Consider the following 15,906-nt stretch of genomic DNA (forward strand, 5'->3'; position numbering starts at 1 on the left):
AGGTGAGTATGCGCAAGCTGAAAATTGCAGTGATCGGTGCCGGTGTCATTGGGAAAATGCACATCCAGAATCTGGTAAAAGGCGTGGACGGCGCAGAACTGGCGGCAGTGGCCTCTCCATCGATCGGCAAGCACAAGGAATGGCTGACTAACGCAGGCGTCAGAAATCAATTCGCGGATTACAAGGAAATGCTGGCAAGTGTGGAGGTTGATGCGGTGTGCATCTGCTCCGCCACCACCGCTCACCTGGAAATCGTCAAATACGTCGCCGGGCTCGGAAAGGCGATGTTCTGCGAAAAACCGCTGGATGTTGACTATCGGCAGAGCAAGGAAATTGCGGCCATCGTCAAAGAAGCCGGCGTGCCGTTCCAGGTCGGCTTCAATCGACGCTTTGACGCGCAGTTTCGTCAATTGCATCAGGTGGTCAGTGGTGGCGAAATCGGCAACCCTCAGGTGGTCAAAATCACCTCGCGCGAAGCCGAACTTCCACCACGTGGCGCACTCAAGTCGGCAGGCAATGTTTTTATCGACATCCATGTGCATGACTTCGATATGGCGCAGTACCTGATGGGCGACACCATCGAACGGGTGTATGTCGAAGGCGGGGCCATTGCTGACCCGTCGCGTGCGGATGAAGAAGGGTTTGTTGACACGACCATCATCACGCTGAAGTTCGCCAACGGTGGCGTGGGGGTGATTGATTGCTCGCTGAATGCTGTTTATGGTCATGACCAATTGGCGGAGGTGCTGGGCTCCAAGGGGCTCGCGAAAATCCACAACCTCACGCCGACAACTGTAGAAATCTTCAAGGAAGAGGGCGTCAAGACAGAGAAGCCTTATTTCTCTTGCCTTGATCGTTACCCGCTATCTTATGCCAGCGAGCTCGCTGCCTTTGCCCATAGCGTGCTGAATAATAAACCTGTGCTAGTGGGCGCTAAAGAATCCCTGCAAGCCGAAAGAGTAGCATTGGCAGCAGATATTTCTTTAAAGGAACAACGTCCGGTATTTGTTAGGGAAGTCAACTGAAAGTTCGGAAGTCAACAATAAGCATAAGAAGACAGTCCACTTTAGGAGATTCACCATGAAGTCGCGGATCAAACATACATTGTTCCAGGGTGTTGTAACGGCTGTTTTAACTTCGGCAATAATGATTCCGTCAATTTCCAATGCTACAGACGAACCTGTGCGCATTGCCTTTGTTACACATGGGCAAGCGGGTGACTCTTATTGGAACGCATTGAAGAAAGGCATGGAGGATGCGGCGAAGGAAACAGGCGCAAAAGTTTCCTACCAGGCCCCCGATGCCTTTGACCCGATTGCCATGTCGCGCATGATCGATGCCGCCGTCGCTGCCAAGGTCAATGGACTTGTCGTGTCTGTGCCGGATGCGAACGCACTGCAGAAGTCCATCAAGGCCGCCGATGCTTCCGGTATTCCAGTGATTGTCGTCGACTCCGGTGAAGACGATGTACAAAAAGTCGGTGCAAAGTTTTATGTGGGCAGTGCTGCCGAGTATTCCGCCGGGAAGATGGCCGGTGAGCGTTACAAGGCGGCGGGGGTGAAAAACCCGATCTGTCTGAATCACGAAGTCGGTAACGTTGCTATCGATGACCGTTGCCGTGGATTCAAGGACGGCATGGGTGGCAATGCTCCCGTTGTGGCCATGACGCTGGACCCGACCGATATCACCTCGCGAGTGGGCGCCTACCTGGCGAGCCATCCGGATGTCGACGGCATTCTGGCGACCAGTTCCAGCGTGGCGAACGTATTGATTGTCGACTTGCGCAAGAAAGGAACGTTAACCAAGTACAAGTTCGGCAGCTTTGATGTGTCCCCTGAGTTGCTCGATGGTGTGGCCAAAGGCGACGTGTTCTTTGCGCTGGATGCACAGCAATACATGATGGGCTACTTGCCCGTAGTCATGCTCACCAAGCAAGCCAAGTATGGTCTGCTGCCACTGAACAATGTGTACACCGGTCCGCTGTTCGTCAGCACCAAGACGGACGCGGAAAAAGTATTGACGCTCAGTAAGCAAGGCTACCGCTAATCTCACCATCAATCCGGCCACATGACGGGTGTTGCAGTGGGATAAACGCAAAAGCAGCGACTTCCAGAAGTCATGAATTCGCTCTTTGTGTGGCCGAAATATACGGGGCATGAAATGAAAACAACAATAAAAATCGGCATCGTAGGCCTGGGTCGTATTGGTAAGAACCATGCGCGCAATCTGGCACAGCGGGTACGTGGTGCAGAACTGATTGCGGGATCCAGTCCGGTTGCCGCCGAACGTGAGTGGGCCGGGAAAGAACTGGGTATCACGCGACTTTATGAAAACATGGAGTCGCTACTGGCGGATAAGGACGTCGATGCCGTGTGGCTTGCTACCCCGACGTCATTGCATGCCGAGCAAATTGTTTCGGCACTCGAAGCCGGTAAACACGTATTTTGCGAAAAGCCATTGGCACTCACCGAAGCAGAGTGCGAGCGGGTCCTGGCGGCGGCCGACAAGTACGCTTCGCAAACGGTCATGATCGGGTTCATGCGCCGCTACGATCCGGCGTATGTAGAAGCCAAGCGTCTGTTGAACAATGGCGATCTGGGCCGACTGTTCCGCCTGCATTGCGCTTCGCTGGATGCGATTGATACCAATGGCTTCTTTGTTGATTTTGCGCCGACCTCGGGCGGTCTGTTCCTGGACTGCAGCATTCACGACATCGACGTCGCCCTTTGGATGACTGACGGTGCAAAACCCGTGTCGGTTTCCGCTACCGGCATCCGCGCCATGTATCCAGGCCTGGCCGCCTGCAATGACGTCGATACCGCCACTGCCACCGTTCTATTCGAGAACGACATTCTCGCGACCTTTCATGCCTCCCGCACTTCCCATCACGGCGATGAAACCTCGTTGCAGTTGGTGGGGACCGATGCCTCCCTGGCACTTGGCGTAGGCGGAACCCCGGTTTCAGAAGTCAGTGTCCAGAAGGGCAATGCCAACCACTCCGATAGGGTAGTGGATTTCTTTGGTCGCTTTGAGCAAGCCTTTGTCCTGGAAGCACAAGCCTTTGTCGATGCCATCAGCAGTGGCGACACCTTGAGGGGCCGCTTGTTGGAGGCACAAGCCGCCACCCGTATTGGCGTTGCCATGCGGGAAGCATTGGAACAGCAAAAAATCGTTAACTTCGATAACTGATAAGTATCCGGGATTTCATTGGTCGCACTGTCGAGCGCATCAAGCCTACAGGCCCGCGCTCGATAGGCATCCTGGTATCAATGGCCTCCTAGTTTATTTGGAAATAGTAATTTCTAGACCAAATGGAGAAGAAAATGAATGCCACAAGTGTTGAAGTGCCCAAAAGCATACAGATAACAAAGAAGGGTATTGGCAGCGATTCAAAACGCTTGGCCAAGCAATCGATTTTTGCGCGTGTTATGCATCGCCCTGAGTCGGGCGCTGTATCGGGTCTGCTATTTGTTTATGTATTTTTTCTCCTGTTTGCAAACGGCAGCGGGATGTTTGGCGCCGAAGGGATGCTGAACATTTTCAAAGTGGCTGCAGAACTTGGGATTTTGGCGGTTTCGGTTTCCTTGCTGATGATTGCGGGTGAGTTTGATCTATCGATCGGATCCATGATTGCACTTTCGGGTCTGATGATCGGCGTTGGCGTTACCAAGTTGGGGTTGTCATTACCGGTCGCGGTGATGATGGCGTTTGTATTCAGTTTGATGATCGGCGCGTTCAACGGTTATTTGGTGGTTCGCACCAAATTGCCATCGTTCATTGTGACCTTGGCGACAATGTTCATCTTGCGCGGTGTCGCCGTAGCGGTAACGCGTCTATTGACCGGTAAAACGCAAATTTCTTATGTCGTGAATGAGCTCAATGAAAACTCTTGGGTAGTGTCCATTTTTTCAGGGCACCTCTTTGGCGGACTGTTCCAGTACCTCGCGGAACATGGCGTGATCACGATGCGTCCGGATGGACTGGCGTCAGTCCCCGGCATTCCGGTATCGATCCTGTGGTGGGTAGCTGCTACCGGGCTGGCGACGTGGGTACTGCTGCGTACTCGTCTGGGGAACTGGATCTTCGCAACAGGTGGTGATGCCAATGCCGCCCGCAATATGGGCGTGCCGGTGGATAAAGTAAAAATCCTGCTCTTCATGTTCTCGGCGCTGATGGCGACATTGTTTGCCACCATACAAGTTTTGGAGTCGGGGTCTGCCGACACAATGCGCGGTGTCCAAAAAGAGTTTGAAGCCATTATTGCCGCGGTCATTGGTGGTTCTTTATTGACCGGAGGATATGGTTCTGCGGTGGGGTCTATGGTCGGCGCCTTGATTTTCGGTACGGTTCAAGTTGGCATGTTCTACACCGGGATCGATACGGATTGGTTCAAGGTTTTCCTGGGGCTGATGGTTCTGATTGCGGTGTTGTTTAACGATTACATCCGCAAGATGGCAACCAGCAGCCGATAAGTTTCTACAGGAGATTTAAAATGCTTCCAGTAATTGAACTTGCCAATGTCAGAAAAACCTTCGGTTCAGTTGTTGCCCTTCAGGGTGTGTCATTTGATGTTTGTCCAGGCGAAGTGCATTGCTTGCTTGGGGATAACGGTGCGGGCAAGTCCACCCTGATTAAGGTGTTGTCTGGTGTGCATCAGCCCAGTGCCGGCGGCATTCGTATCAACGGCAAGGACGTCTTGTTCAAGAGCCCGCGCGATGCCTATCAAGCCGGTGTCGCAACCGTGTTCCAGGACTTGGCGATGCTGCCTTTGATGAGTATCAGCCGTAACTTTTTCCTGGGGCGTGAACCGACCAAGGGCCGAGGCTTGATGCGGCGTTTTGATGCGAAGTACGCCGATCAAGTGACCCGTGAGGAAATGGTACGGATCGGCATCGATATTCGTGATCCGGCGCAGGCCGTCGGAACCCTGTCGGGTGGCGAGCGGCAAGGATTGGCCATCGCTCGAGCGACCTATTTCGGCGCCAAAGTCTTGATCCTGGATGAGCCGACTTCAGCGCTGGGTGTCCATCAGGCCAGCATGGTCTTGAAATATATAGCCAAGGCCAGAAACGATGGCATCGGCGTGGTGTTTATTACCCACAACATCAACCACGCCTACCCGATTGGCGATCGCTTCACCCTGCTCAATCGAGGCACAAACCACGGTACCTACAAGAAAACCGATATTTCTCGCGAAGAAATTTTGCGTGTGATGGCCGGTGGTGAGGACCTGGACACGCTCGTGGAGACGCCGGGCGTTGTGATTTGAGTGATCAGGATTACGAGGGCTGAAGATGGGAAATTTAACGAAGTTTGCAAATGATCGCCCTTTAGACCTCATTTGCCTTGGGCGTTTGCTGGTTGACCTTTATGCCACCAACATTGGTGCACGCCTGGAAGATGTCAGCCACTTTGCCAAATACCTGGGCGGCTCTTCGGGTAACGTGGCGTTCGGTACTGCCCGGCTGGGCCTGAAGTCGGCGATGTTGAGCCGGGTGGGTAACGATCAGATGGGGCAGTTTCTGATCGAGACACTGGCGGCAGAAGGCTGTGATGTATCGCAACTCAAGCGCGACCCTGAACATCTTACGGGTCTGGTGTTGCTTGGTATCAAGGACCGCGAGAGCTTCCCGCTGTTGTTCTATCGCGACCATTGCGCCGATATGGCGCTTTCGGTTGATGATATCGACCAATCCTTTATTGCCTCCAGCAAGGCGCTGGCCATTACCGGCACGCACTTCTCGCAACCAGGGGTACACGCCGCTGCCAGCCTTGCCCTCGACTTTGCTCGCCGCAATAACGTACGCACGGTGCTGGATATCGACTACCGCCCTGTGTTGTGGGGGCTTGCCGAAAAGCGTGACGGCGAAACGCGCTTTATCGCCGATTCCAGTGTCACCCAACACCTGCAAACCATCCTGCCGCAGTTCGACTTGATCGTCGGGACCGAGGAAGAGTTTCGCATCGCTGGCGGCATGGACGATCTTATCGCCTGTCTACGAGTGGTTCGCCGACTGTCGGACGCCACTTTAGTGGTGAAGCTCGGTGCGCTGGGGTGCGTGGTGATCGACGGTGCCATCCCCGCCCAAATTGAGGACGCCGGTGTACAGAGAGGCGTCCAAGTGGAGGTGCTCAATGTGCTGGGTGCCGGAGATGCTTTCTTGTCTGGCTTCTTGTCAGGCTGGTTACGCGGCGAAGACTATACGTCCTGCTGCCGCTACGCCAATGCCTGTGGCGCGTTGGTCGTGAGTCGTCACGGTTGTGCTCCGGCCATGCCGACGCCAGCAGAGCTGAGCTATTTCCTCGAAACTCAACCGGTGCGGCCAGCCGAGGACAAATGTCTCAACCACCTGCATCGTGTGACGGTACCTCGTCCTCAATGGGACGAACTCTTGGTATTGGCTTTCGATCATCGTGTCCAGTTACTTGAGTTGGCTCGGCAGAACAGTCTGCCCGAGTCGCACATCGGCAAGCTCAAGCAACTGCTGGTCGAGGCGGTGGCCGAGGTGGAACGTGAATACGGCTTGGCTGGCAAGGTCGGGATTCTGGCAGATGACCTCTATGGCCAGGATGCCTTGAACGATGCGACAGGTCGCGGCTGGTGGATCGGTCGCCCGGTCGAGTTGCCGTTGTCCAATCCGCTTCAGTTCGAGTGGGGACGGTCAATCGGCTCACATCTGCTCAGTTGGCCCAAGGAACATGTGATCAAGTGCCTGGTGCAGTACCACCCCGATGACACGCTTAAAAACCGCCTGGAGCAGGAGGCACAGCTGCTGGCGCTCTACCAGGCGGCTCAGGTGTCGGGTCACGAATTGCTGCTGGAAGTGATTCCTCCCAAGAAAATGCAGCAGTGGCCGGACACCGTCTACCGCGCATTGCAGCGTCTTTACGACCTGGGTATCGCTCCCGAATGGTGGAAGCTGGAGCAAGTCTCTGCGCCGATGTGGCAGCAGATTGATGCGTTGATTCATGCGCGCGATCCGTACTGCCGTGGCGTGGTGTTACTGGGGCTCAATGCACCGGCCGAGTCCCTGCGTGAGGGCTTCCGGGCCGCACGCGCCTCGAAGACCTGCCGTGGTTTCACGGTTGGCCGCACCATTTTCTACGAACCCAGCCGCAAATGGTTTCAGGGTGAACTCGACGATGAGGGGGTCAAGCGTGAAGTCGCGGCCAACTTCGTGGAGCTGATTCAAGCCTGGCGTGAAGAGTCCGGGAGGGCTGCCTGATGTCCACTATTCGATTGACCATGGCCCAGGCACTGGTGCGTTATCTTGCCGCGCAGCGGGTCGAGATCGACGGCGAGCGTCTGCCGCTGTTCGCAGGCTGTTTTGCCATCTTCGGCCACGGCAACGTGGCGGGTGTCGGCGAAGCGCTCTACCAGCAGCGCGAGGATTTCCCCACCTATCGTGCGCACAATGAGCAGGGCATGGCGCATGCCGCGATTGCCTACGCCAAGGCGCACTTTCGCAAGCGCATGATGGCGGTGACCACCAGTATTGGCCCGGGTGCCACCAATCTGGTCACGGCTGCCGCGCTGGCCCACGTGAATCGGCTACCGGTGCTGCTGTTGCCTGGCGACGTGTTTGTTTCACGGGCACCGGACCCGGTGCTGCAGCAAATTGAAGACAGCGTCGATGGAAGCGTGTCGGCCAATGACAGCTTGCGGCCGGTGTCGCGCTACTTCGACCGCATCATTCGCCCCGAGCAATTGCTGACGGCCTTGCCGCGTGCGATCTCGATTTTGACCGACCCGGCCCAGTGCGGCCCAGTGACACTGGCCTTGCCGCAGGACGTGCAAACCGAGGCCTATGATTACCCGGTTGAATTTTTCAACGAGCGGCTGGTGCGCATTCGCTGCCTGACGGCTGCCGAGGATGAGCTGGCCGAGGCCATCCAGGCGATTCGCCAGGCCCGCAAACCAGTGATCATCTCCGGTGGGGGTGTGCTGTACTCCGGTGCCGGTGCTGCGTTACGTACCTTCGCCGAGACCTTCGGTGTGCCGGTCTGTGAAACCCAGGCGGGTAAGAGCGCCTTGCCGTGGGACCACCCGCTGCAACTGGGGGCGGTCGGTGTGACCGGTTCACCGGCGGCCAACGAGCTGGCGAGCGAGGCTGACCTGGTGTTGGCCGTCGGCACCCGTTTGCAGGACTTCACAACGGGCTCGCACAGCCTGTTCAGCCAGGCCCGGTTATTGTCGATCAACGTCAACACCTTTGATGCGCTGAAATGGCGTGGTCAAGGCTTGGTGGCGGACGCTCGCTGGGCATTGGACCAACTGACCAGACAACTGGGCAGCGACTGGCAGGCCGAGGCGCAATGGACCGAACGTGCGCGCAGGCTGGCGCACGGTTGGCGCGAAACAGTGCAAGGCGTCACCAGCCGGTGTGAAGTGCCGGGCGCTGGCTACCTTCCCTATGATGCCGAAGTGATTGGTGCCGTACAGCGCTCGCACCCAGACTCGGCCCGACACGACATCGTGGTGTGTGCCGCCGGTACGCTGCCTGCCGAGCTGCACAAGTTGTGGCGGGCGGGCGCGGCAGGCGCCTACCACATGGAGTATGGCTACTCCTGCATGGGCTACGAGGTGGCGGGGGGCTGGGGGTGAAGATGGCCTGCCCGGAACGGGAAGTCATTGTGATGGTGGGCGATGGGTCCTACCTGATGATGAATTCGGAGTTGGCGACGTCCGTAATGCTGGGTCAAAAGCTGATCGTGGTGTTGCTGGACAACCGAGGTTACGGCTGCATCAACCGTTTGCAGCAGGCCTGTGGTGGCGAGCCCTTCAACAACATGCTCGAAAACTGCCTGACCGGTCCGCAGGGATTGCCTGAGATCGACTTCGCGAAACATGCGCAAGCGCTGGGCGCCAAGGCCGAGCACGTGTTCGATATCGCCGGACTGGAAGCGGCCATGGTGCGCGCCAGGCAAAGCGAACGCAGTTATGTGGTCGTTATCGATACCGATGCACGGCGTACTACCCAGGAAGGCGGCTGCTGGTGGGAAGTCTCGGTACCGCAAGTGTCGCAGCGCTCACAAGTGCAAGAGGCGCGTGCCGCCTATGAGTCGGCCAGAAAGGTGCAGCGCATCTAAGGGGGAACAACATGAGCCTATTAGTCAAAGCGGCCAAGTGTGGGCGGGAGCGGGTCAAAGTGACTCCGGAGTCGGCAGGTTGGGGGCATGTCGGCTTTGAAGTCCGGCAATTGGCAGCCGGTGAGTCGATCAGCCTGCATGAAACGGAACGCGAGACCTGTGCGGTCTTGCTCTGTGGCGTGGTGTCGGTGAGCGCGGGCGAGCTGCACTGCAAGGAGATAGGCGGGCGTACAGGTCCGTTCGACGAGCAGGCACCCTATGCGCTGTATCTGCCGCCAAAGCTTGCCGCACACATCATCGCCCACAGCAACGCGGAGATTGCGCTGTGCACGGCGCCGGCCGAAGGCAAGCTGCCAGCGCGGTTGATCGAGCCCGCCAGTATCCGGCGTTCGGTCCGGGGGGTGGCCGCCAATACCCGCTACATCACCGATATCCTGCCGGCCGACCAGCCAGCGGAGTCATTACTGGTGGTGGAGGTACGCACGCCGCAGAGCCACAGTTCGAGCTACCCACCGCACAAGCACGATACCGATGCGATACCCCATGAAAGCGTGCTCGAGGAAACCTATTACCACCGTATCAGCCCGGCGCAGGGTTTCGTCTTTCAGCGCGTGTACACCGATGATCGCAGCCTGGATGAGGCCATGGCGGTCGAAGACGGGGACGTGGTGATGGTGCCACGCGGTTACCACCCCGTCGTGGTGCCTTACGGCTATGAAAGCTATTACCTGAATGTGATGGCCGGGCCGACCCGCCAGTGGTGTTTCAAGAACGATCCGGTGCACGAATGGCTGACCACACAGGGGCCGGGGCAACCGGACACGACCCCGGAGCGTAACCACTGAGGCTGGTCAGTAGGGGGGCGGGACAGGGTCGGACATGCTCACTTCTTCGGCGATTTACTGTGGGTGGGCATGTGCAGGTAAGCCATCACGCTTTCGGTCAATTCTGTCGCCAGCTTCACCGCTTCTTTGTTGCGCGCCATCACGCCTGCCACCAAGCCTTCGATCAAGGCGAGCACCGCGATGTTGGAACTGGTCAATACCGGATGGTCGGCAGGGGCGAACAGCACGTGTTCGGCAATGCTGGTGAGCGGCGAGGCGGGTGAATCGGTGATCGCCAGCACCGAAGCGCCGCGCTCATTGGCGAAGCGGGCGAGTTGCAAGGTGTCGAGTGAATATCGTGGCAGGGAGATCGCCAGCAGCACATCCTGATCGGTGATCGCGGCCAGTCGGTAAGCGGCGTTTTCGTTACCACCCTCCATGCTGATGGCGGTGGCGTCCGCACAGAAGGGCATCAGGGTCGAGGCGGCAAGGCCGGCGAAGTAGACGCTGTTGCCAAAGCCCAGGATGTAAATTTTGCGCGCTTGGGTCAGGCAGGTGACAAACGCTTCAAAGGCGTCTTCATGATTGTTGGTCGCCGCCGTGGCGAGGTTGCTGCTGGCGCTCTGGATTTGCTCGTGCAGGCCAAACGCGCCACCGGGCCGATGCGCCAGTTCGTTGCGCAGTTTGTCGACCGGCGACACCATCTGCTGCAACGTCGCGACCAGTTCGGCCTTCATGCCGGTGTAACCACCCAGGTTCAGCGCCTTGGCCAAGCGGTTGACCGCGGCGGGCGACGTGGAGGTTTCGTGCGCCATCTCCTCGATGGTCAGCGTCGCCGCCTTCAGGGGGTGACGCAGAATAAAGTCCGCCACCTTGCGCAACGACGGCTGCAAGTCGGAAACGATCTCCGCCAGTTTGCGCATCACCGGCGCGGCATAGACCGTGGTATTTTTCGAAGGTGTCGGCATATCCGGCTCAACATTTCCTGAGGGCATAAGGTTGGCTGGAGTGTATCCGAAGCCAACCCTCGGTGTGCAGCGCGCTGGACGCATACCCTGTAGGAGCTGCCGAAGGCTGCGATCTTTTGATCTTCATCTTCCTCTTGAAATCGAAAATCAAGATCAAAAGATCGCAGCCTTCGGCAGCTCCTACACGTTTGCGTCAGGGTTATTTCAAGCTGCCGGCCAGGAACTGCTGGAGACGCTCGGACTGTGGATTGACCAACACTTCACGCGGATCGCCACGCTCTTCGACCTGGCCCTTATGAAGGAACACCAGTTGGTTCGACACCTCGCGGGCAAAGCCCATTTCGTGGGTAACGACCACCATCGTGCGGCCTTCGAGTGCGAGGTCCTGCATGACTTTGAGCACTTCGCCGACCAGCTCGGGATCGAGAGCCGAAGTCGGTTCATCGAACAGCATCACTTCCGGTTCCATGGCCAACGCACGGGCAATCGCCACGCGCTGCTGCTCGCCGCCGGACATATGCGCCGGATAAGCATCCATACGGTGCGCCACGCCGACTTTGTTCAGGTAATGCTCGGCCTTTTCCCGGGCTTCTTTCTTGCCTATGCCCAGCACATGCACCGGCGCTTCCATGACGTTTTCAAGGGCGCTCATGTGCGACCACAGATTGAAGTGCTGAAACACCATCGACAGCCGGGAACGCATGCGTTGCAACTGCTTGGGTTCGGCAGCCTTGAGGCCGCCGAGTTTGTTGGTCACCAACTTGAGTGGCTCGCCATTGAGCACAATGTTGCCCGCGTTGGGCTGCTCCAGCAGGTTGATACAGCGCAGAAAGGTGCTTTTGCCAGAGCCGCTGGAGCCGATGATGCTGATCACGTCACCGGCTTTCGCCTCCAGCGACACGCCCCTGAGCACTTCGTGGGTGCCGTAGCTTTTGTGCAGATCCTGAATTTCAAGTTTGTACATGGTTTCAACTCTCTGGAGTCAGTCGCTGAGCAAGCGGCCTTGGCGAATGAGGGTGCTGCCGGCCACTTTGGCCAACCACAAACCGGGCTGGGCAAAGCGCAGGCGTTCGCGGGCGTAGAGAATGCCGTCGGTACTGGCGCGCACCACGCTGTGGCGATCGCTCAGCGGATCAATCACTTCGAACAGTGGATCACCCACCTTGACCCGCGCGCCCAGCGGTTGCAGAAAACTCACCACGCCCGGGTGCGGTGCATAGGCGTACTGCGCGCCAGCGAACGGCGTCGCTTCACAGCGGGAGGGTGGCGCAACAGGCCAGTCACCGCTGATCAGGCCTTGTTCGGCGAGATAGCCGAGAATGGCGTCAGCGCTGTCGAGGCAGGGCTCGCGTTCGGTGTCGGCCATCCCGCGTAGTTCGATGGTGGTGGCCACGCACGCCAGCGGAATATTGGCCTGCGGAAAACGCTCGGCCAGTCGCAACCAGGGGATCGCGCAGGCTTCATCGAAGGCATTGCCTCCCGCGGCTTCGGCCAACAGCGCTACACCGGCGCCCAGGCGTGCGGCCAATGAGCGCAAGTGCGGCCAGTTTTGCGGCATGGCGTAAAGCAGCATGATCGACTCGAAGTCGCAATGCAGATCCAGGACCACATCCGCGTCACAGGCATGCTGCATCAACAAACGGCGCAGACCATCGAGTTCCGATGTCGCTGCCGGCAAGTCGCTGAGGACATCGCCCATGGCGCGGCGGATCAGTGCAACGTTGGTCTCGGCATCGTCTGTGAGTTGACCTTCCAAACGCGCCGCCAGCGCTTCGTCCAGCTCCGGGAAGTCGCGATTGAAATTCTTGCCGCTGGAAAATTCGAAGCGACCTTGATGGGTGGCCTGGAACATTTGTGCGATACCGATCGGATTGGCCATCGGCACCAGTTCGATCACCCCGGTCAGGCGGCCTTGTTCTTCCAGTTCACGCAATCGGCGCTTGAGCTCAATGGCAACGCGCATCCCCGGTAGTTCGTCGGCATGCAGCGAGGCCTGGATGTACGCTTTGCGCGGCCCACTGCCAAAACGAAACAGCGACAGCTGTCGTTCAGTGCCCAAGGCACTCCACGGCAAAAGGTATTGAATGTGCTTCATAAAACTCCTTAGTGCTTGCGCGGTGCCAGATACGCCAGCCAACGGCGCTCGGCCAGCTTGAACAGACGAACCAGGATGAAGGTCAGGACCAGGTAGATGAGGCCGGCCGTGATGAACGCCTCGAACGGCAGGTAGAACCGCGAACTGACCGTACGCGCGGCGCCGGTGATGTCCACCAGCGTGACGATCGATGCCAGGCTGGTGGTTTGCAGCATCATCAGCACTTCGTTGCTGTACTGCGGCAGTGCCCGGCGCAAGGCCGACGGCAGGAGAATGCGGCGGTACAGGTTGAAGCGCGACATACCCATGGCCTTGGCGGCTTCGATCTCGCCGTGGGGCGTGGACTTCAGGCTGCCGGCGAGGAGTTCCGCGCTATAGGCACTGGTATTGATCGCAAACGCCAGACAGGCACAAAACGTTGCACTGGACAGGTACGGCCAGAGCACGCTTTCGCGTACGGCTGCGAACTGCGCCAGCCCGTAATAGATCAGGAACAATTGCACCAGCATCGGGGTACCGCGAATCACATAGGTGTAAAGCCAGGCCGGGAAGTTGACCAGAGGGGATCGGGACACCCGCATCAGCGCCAACGGTATCGCCAGCACCAGACCAAACGCCAGTGAGATCAGCAGGACTTTCAGGGTGACCAGCACGCCGTTGAAATACAGCGGCAGGTTTTCCCAGATCAGGTTGTAGTCGAGAATCATGGGTCAGCTCCCCATCACAATTCGGCGGCTTTGATGCCGACCGAGTAGTGTTTTTCCAGGTAGCGCAGCACCAGCAATGACACGCTGGTCAGCATCAGATAAAGCGCCGCCACGGCGAGGAAAAACGTAAAGGGTTCATGGGTTGCGTCCGCTGCGTTCTTGGCCTTGAACATCATGTCCTGCAAGCCGATCACCGAGATCAGCGCGGTGGATTTGGTCAGCACCAGCCAGTTGTTGGTGAACCCGGGAAGGGCGAACCGAATCATCTGCGGCACCAGAATTCGCCAGAACACCTGCGTGCCACTCATGCCATAAGCCGCGCCAGCTTCGGCCTGGCCCTTGGGAATCGCCATGAACGCGCCACGAAACGTCTCCGAGAGGTAGGCACCAAAAATGAAGCCCATGGTGCACACGCCAGCGATGAAGGGATTGATGTCGATATAACGGGTGTAACCGAGCGCCAGGGCGATGCGGTTCACCAGATCCTGACCGCCGTAGAAGATCAGCAGAATCAGTACCAGGTCGGGAATACCGCGAATCAGTGTTGTATAGCCTTCGCCCAGCATCGCCAGCCATTTGAGCGGCGACAAACGAAAGGCGGCGCCGATCAGACCCAAGGCAATCGCCATGGACATGGACGTCAGGGCCAGGTTTACGGTCAGCCAGGCGCCATCGAGAATGCTCGATCCGTAGCCGTGAAGCATGGTGAAGTTCCTCAAGCGAGCGCCGCAAGGAGCCGGCGCCACAGGGTTGCGGGCAGGCGTTTATTCGCCGTAGATATCGAAGGCGAAATACTTGGCCATCACTTGCTGGTACTTGCCATTGGCGCGGATGGCGTCAATCGCTGTGTTCAGGCGTGCAGTATTCACGCTGTCGCCTTTGCGCACCGCGATCCCGGCGCCTCTGCCGAAGTATTTCGGGTCATTGATGTCCGGCCCGACCAGGGCGAAACCCTGACCCGCCGGCGTTTTGATAAAGCTCTCATCGGTGTTGACGATGTCGGCGAGCGTGGCATCGAGACGACCCGACGCCAGATCAAGGAAGGCTTCATTTTGTGAGCCGTAGCGCACCACGTTGACCCCGGCTTTTTCCAGCTGCTCGGTGGCAAACCGGTCGTAGGTCGAGGAACGTTGCACGCCGAGTTTCTTGCCTTTGAGATCAACCGCTGGATCGTTGATCACGTTACCGGCCTTCATCGCGAACTTGCCCGGCGTGTGGTAGTACTTTTTGCTGAAGTCGACCGATTTCATGCGGTCTTCCGTGATCGACATCGACGACAGCACCGCGTCGATCTTGCGCACTTTCAGTGACGGGATCATGCCGTCGAACTCTTGGATGACCCACTCACACTTGATCTTCATCTCTTCGCACAAGGCGTTGCCGATGTCGTAATCGAAACCACTGACGTTGCCCTCCGGCGTCTTGAAAGAGAAGGGCGGGTAGGCGGCTTCGATACCGATACGCAGGCTGCCTTCGTCGGCCTGTGCCAGGAAGCTGGCGGCGCACAGTGCCAGGGCACCTAGAAGTTCTGTCTTGTTCATATTGTTGACTCCTTGGGGGGCGTTTGGGGTGCAGGTACTGGCCGTCCGATCTGGCGTGGTGGAGCTGTCCTGATGATTTTGTGTGGCTATAAATGACACGTATTATTTCAAAAATCAACATTATGAAAAAAAACATATCAAAACAAGACGTGCGGATTCACGGATAGACCGGTTGGGGAGGTGTGCGATTTTGTGCGTCAGTTTGTTTGAACGCCTGAGCGCCGAAGTCATCTATCCCTATACGAACTATGGGGGGCACGATGAAAGAGACACAAAGAAAGCAGGCCCTATCCGCTTGGCGACAGCTCTTCGCCCTGCCCGAAAACCGCATCGACGCAGAGGACAAGTACAGCAGGCTATTGAGGGCTGCGGATGACATGGAGCGTGAGGGGCTCATCACCAGCACTGAATGGCGCAAGCTCGCTCAGGAGGCGGGGACGTTATTCGCGAGTACCGCAGAGTGCATGCGCGAGGTGAAGTAGGGCGTGGAACACACCTCTATTGGCGCTTGGGCGAGCGTTATCGGTTAGCGTTGTTTATGAGGGCAGGCGCTGCTGCGGCCGATCATGACGCTCTGAGATTCGGAAAGAGGTGAAACTCCGGCCGTCTATAGGTAAAACCGCCTAAATCGCCAAGGAAATGGCTTGTTCGGGTGCGCTTGCAAAACTCAGTATGATTGCT

16 protein-coding genes are annotated in these 15,906 nt (G+C 57.7%); 10 read left to right on the forward strand and 6 right to left on the reverse strand.

The genetic code is table 11. The annotated features are described in order from the left end of the window. Positions 1–8: 8 nt before the first annotated feature. The 9 genes from JFU37_RS02150 (at position 9) to iolB (ending at position 9,935) form a co-directional block, all read left to right on the forward strand. Positions 9–1,025 carry a Gfo/Idh/MocA family oxidoreductase gene (locus JFU37_RS02150; RefSeq protein ID WP_201112366.1) on the forward strand — a complete coding sequence of 339 codons (1,017 nt, stop codon included), beginning with the start codon at positions 9–11 and terminating at the stop codon, positions 1,023–1,025. A 121-nt stretch (positions 1,026–1,146) separates the two neighbouring features. Further along, a complete protein-coding gene (locus JFU37_RS02155; protein WP_274609927.1) occupies positions 1,147–2,046 on the forward strand; it encodes a rhizopine catabolism ABC transporter substrate-binding protein in 900 nt (299 codons plus the stop codon). A gap of 114 nt (positions 2,047–2,160) precedes the next feature. After that, a complete protein-coding gene (locus tag JFU37_RS02160; protein WP_201112371.1) occupies positions 2,161–3,189 on the forward strand; it encodes a Gfo/Idh/MocA family oxidoreductase in 1,029 nt (342 codons plus the stop codon). A gap of 134 nt (positions 3,190–3,323) precedes the next feature. After that, entirely contained in the window at positions 3,324–4,472 is a 1,149-nt protein-coding gene (locus JFU37_RS02165) for an ABC transporter permease (protein ID WP_201112373.1), read from the forward strand. 20 nt (positions 4,473–4,492) lie between these two features. Further along, a complete protein-coding gene (locus JFU37_RS02170; protein WP_201112375.1) occupies positions 4,493–5,269 on the forward strand; it encodes an ATP-binding cassette domain-containing protein in 777 nt (258 codons plus the stop codon). 25 nt (positions 5,270–5,294) lie between these two features. Beyond that, positions 5,295–7,226, forward strand: coding sequence for a bifunctional 5-dehydro-2-deoxygluconokinase/5-dehydro-2-deoxyphosphogluconate aldolase (locus JFU37_RS02175; protein ID WP_201112377.1), 1,932 nt, complete (start codon positions 5,295–5,297; stop codon positions 7,224–7,226). Beyond that, positions 7,226–8,605: a 3D-(3,5/4)-trihydroxycyclohexane-1,2-dione acylhydrolase (decyclizing) gene (iolD, locus tag JFU37_RS02180; RefSeq protein WP_242485689.1), complete on the forward strand. Its 1,380-nt coding sequence runs from the start codon at positions 7,226–7,228 to the stop codon at positions 8,603–8,605. The genes JFU37_RS02175 and iolD overlap by 1 nt, the downstream gene beginning before the upstream one ends. A gap of 2 nt (positions 8,606–8,607) precedes the next feature. Then, positions 8,608–9,090 (forward strand): thiamine pyrophosphate-dependent enzyme, encoded by a 483-nt coding sequence (locus JFU37_RS30540; RefSeq protein WP_242485690.1) that lies wholly within the window; start codon positions 8,608–8,610, stop codon positions 9,088–9,090. An 11-nt stretch (positions 9,091–9,101) separates the two neighbouring features. Continuing rightward, entirely contained in the window at positions 9,102–9,935 is an 834-nt protein-coding gene (gene iolB / locus JFU37_RS02185; RefSeq protein ID WP_201112379.1) for a 5-deoxy-glucuronate isomerase, read from the forward strand. Between the two features lie 38 nt (positions 9,936–9,973). Here iolB and JFU37_RS02190 read toward each other — a convergent pair whose 3' ends face one another. The 6 genes from JFU37_RS02190 to JFU37_RS02215 all read right to left on the reverse strand — a co-directional run bounded on the left by JFU37_RS02190 (position 9,974) and on the right by JFU37_RS02215 (position 15,225). Further along, positions 9,974–10,882 (reverse strand): MurR/RpiR family transcriptional regulator, encoded by a 909-nt coding sequence (locus tag JFU37_RS02190; protein WP_201112381.1) that lies wholly within the window; start codon positions 10,880–10,882, stop codon positions 9,974–9,976. A gap of 199 nt (positions 10,883–11,081) precedes the next feature. Next, the gene (locus JFU37_RS02195; RefSeq protein ID WP_201112383.1) at positions 11,082–11,846 is read right to left on the reverse strand and encodes an ABC transporter ATP-binding protein; all 765 of its coding nucleotides are present in this window, start codon (positions 11,844–11,846) and stop codon (positions 11,082–11,084) included. Positions 11,847–11,864: 18 nt separating this feature from the next. Then, positions 11,865–12,977, reverse strand: coding sequence for a succinylglutamate desuccinylase/aspartoacylase family protein (locus JFU37_RS02200; protein WP_201112385.1), 1,113 nt, complete (start codon positions 12,975–12,977; stop codon positions 11,865–11,867). A gap of 8 nt (positions 12,978–12,985) precedes the next feature. Next, the gene (locus JFU37_RS02205; RefSeq protein WP_201112387.1) at positions 12,986–13,684 is read right to left on the reverse strand and encodes an ABC transporter permease; all 699 of its coding nucleotides are present in this window, start codon (positions 13,682–13,684) and stop codon (positions 12,986–12,988) included. A 14-nt stretch (positions 13,685–13,698) separates the two neighbouring features. Continuing rightward, positions 13,699–14,388, reverse strand: coding sequence for an ABC transporter permease (locus tag JFU37_RS02210; RefSeq protein ID WP_201112389.1), 690 nt, complete (start codon positions 14,386–14,388; stop codon positions 13,699–13,701). Positions 14,389–14,448: 60 nt separating this feature from the next. Next, positions 14,449–15,225 (reverse strand): ABC transporter substrate-binding protein, encoded by a 777-nt coding sequence (locus JFU37_RS02215; protein ID WP_201112391.1) that lies wholly within the window; start codon positions 15,223–15,225, stop codon positions 14,449–14,451. Between the two features lie 260 nt (positions 15,226–15,485). Here JFU37_RS02215 and JFU37_RS02220 point away from each other — a divergent pair, with 260 nt between their 5' ends. Beyond that, positions 15,486–15,707, forward strand: a complete 222-nt coding sequence (locus JFU37_RS02220) for a hypothetical protein (protein WP_201112393.1) — start codon at positions 15,486–15,488, stop codon at positions 15,705–15,707. Positions 15,708–15,906 lie beyond the last annotated feature (199 nt).

This window comes from Pseudomonas sp. TH41 (assembly GCF_016650695.1).
Classification (GTDB): domain Bacteria; phylum Pseudomonadota; class Gammaproteobacteria; order Pseudomonadales; family Pseudomonadaceae; genus Aquipseudomonas.

Bases quoted from the DNA above. Each gene is read 5' to 3' on its own strand.
- JFU37_RS02150 (WP_201112366.1), top strand. From the start codon at position 9: ATGCGCAAGCTGAAAATTGCAGTGATCGGTGCCGGTGTCATTGGGAAA.
- JFU37_RS02155 (WP_274609927.1), top strand. From the start codon at position 1,147: ATGATTCCGTCAATTTCCAATGCTACAGACGAACCTGTGCGCATTGCC.
- JFU37_RS02160 (WP_201112371.1), top strand. From the start codon at position 2,161: ATGAAAACAACAATAAAAATCGGCATCGTAGGCCTGGGTCGTATTGGT.
- JFU37_RS02165 (WP_201112373.1), top strand. From the start codon at position 3,324: ATGAATGCCACAAGTGTTGAAGTGCCCAAAAGCATACAGATAACAAAG.
- JFU37_RS02170 (WP_201112375.1), top strand. From the start codon at position 4,493: ATGCTTCCAGTAATTGAACTTGCCAATGTCAGAAAAACCTTCGGTTCA.
- JFU37_RS02175 (WP_201112377.1), top strand. From the start codon at position 5,295: ATGGGAAATTTAACGAAGTTTGCAAATGATCGCCCTTTAGACCTCATT.
- iolD (WP_242485689.1), top strand. From the start codon at position 7,226: ATGTCCACTATTCGATTGACCATGGCCCAGGCACTGGTGCGTTATCTT.
- JFU37_RS30540 (WP_242485690.1), top strand. From the start codon at position 8,608: ATGGCCTGCCCGGAACGGGAAGTCATTGTGATGGTGGGCGATGGGTCC.
- iolB (WP_201112379.1), top strand. From the start codon at position 9,102: ATGAGCCTATTAGTCAAAGCGGCCAAGTGTGGGCGGGAGCGGGTCAAA.
- JFU37_RS02190 (WP_201112381.1), bottom strand. From the start codon at position 10,882: ATGCCGACACCTTCGAAAAATACCACGGTCTATGCCGCGCCGGTGATG.
- JFU37_RS02195 (WP_201112383.1), bottom strand. From the start codon at position 11,846: ATGTACAAACTTGAAATTCAGGATCTGCACAAAAGCTACGGCACCCAC.
- JFU37_RS02200 (WP_201112385.1), bottom strand. From the start codon at position 12,977: ATGAAGCACATTCAATACCTTTTGCCGTGGAGTGCCTTGGGCACTGAA.
- JFU37_RS02205 (WP_201112387.1), bottom strand. From the start codon at position 13,684: ATGATTCTCGACTACAACCTGATCTGGGAAAACCTGCCGCTGTATTTC.
- JFU37_RS02210 (WP_201112389.1), bottom strand. From the start codon at position 14,388: ATGCTTCACGGCTACGGATCGAGCATTCTCGATGGCGCCTGGCTGACC.
- JFU37_RS02215 (WP_201112391.1), bottom strand. From the start codon at position 15,225: ATGAACAAGACAGAACTTCTAGGTGCCCTGGCACTGTGCGCCGCCAGC.
- JFU37_RS02220 (WP_201112393.1), top strand. From the start codon at position 15,486: ATGAAAGAGACACAAAGAAAGCAGGCCCTATCCGCTTGGCGACAGCTC.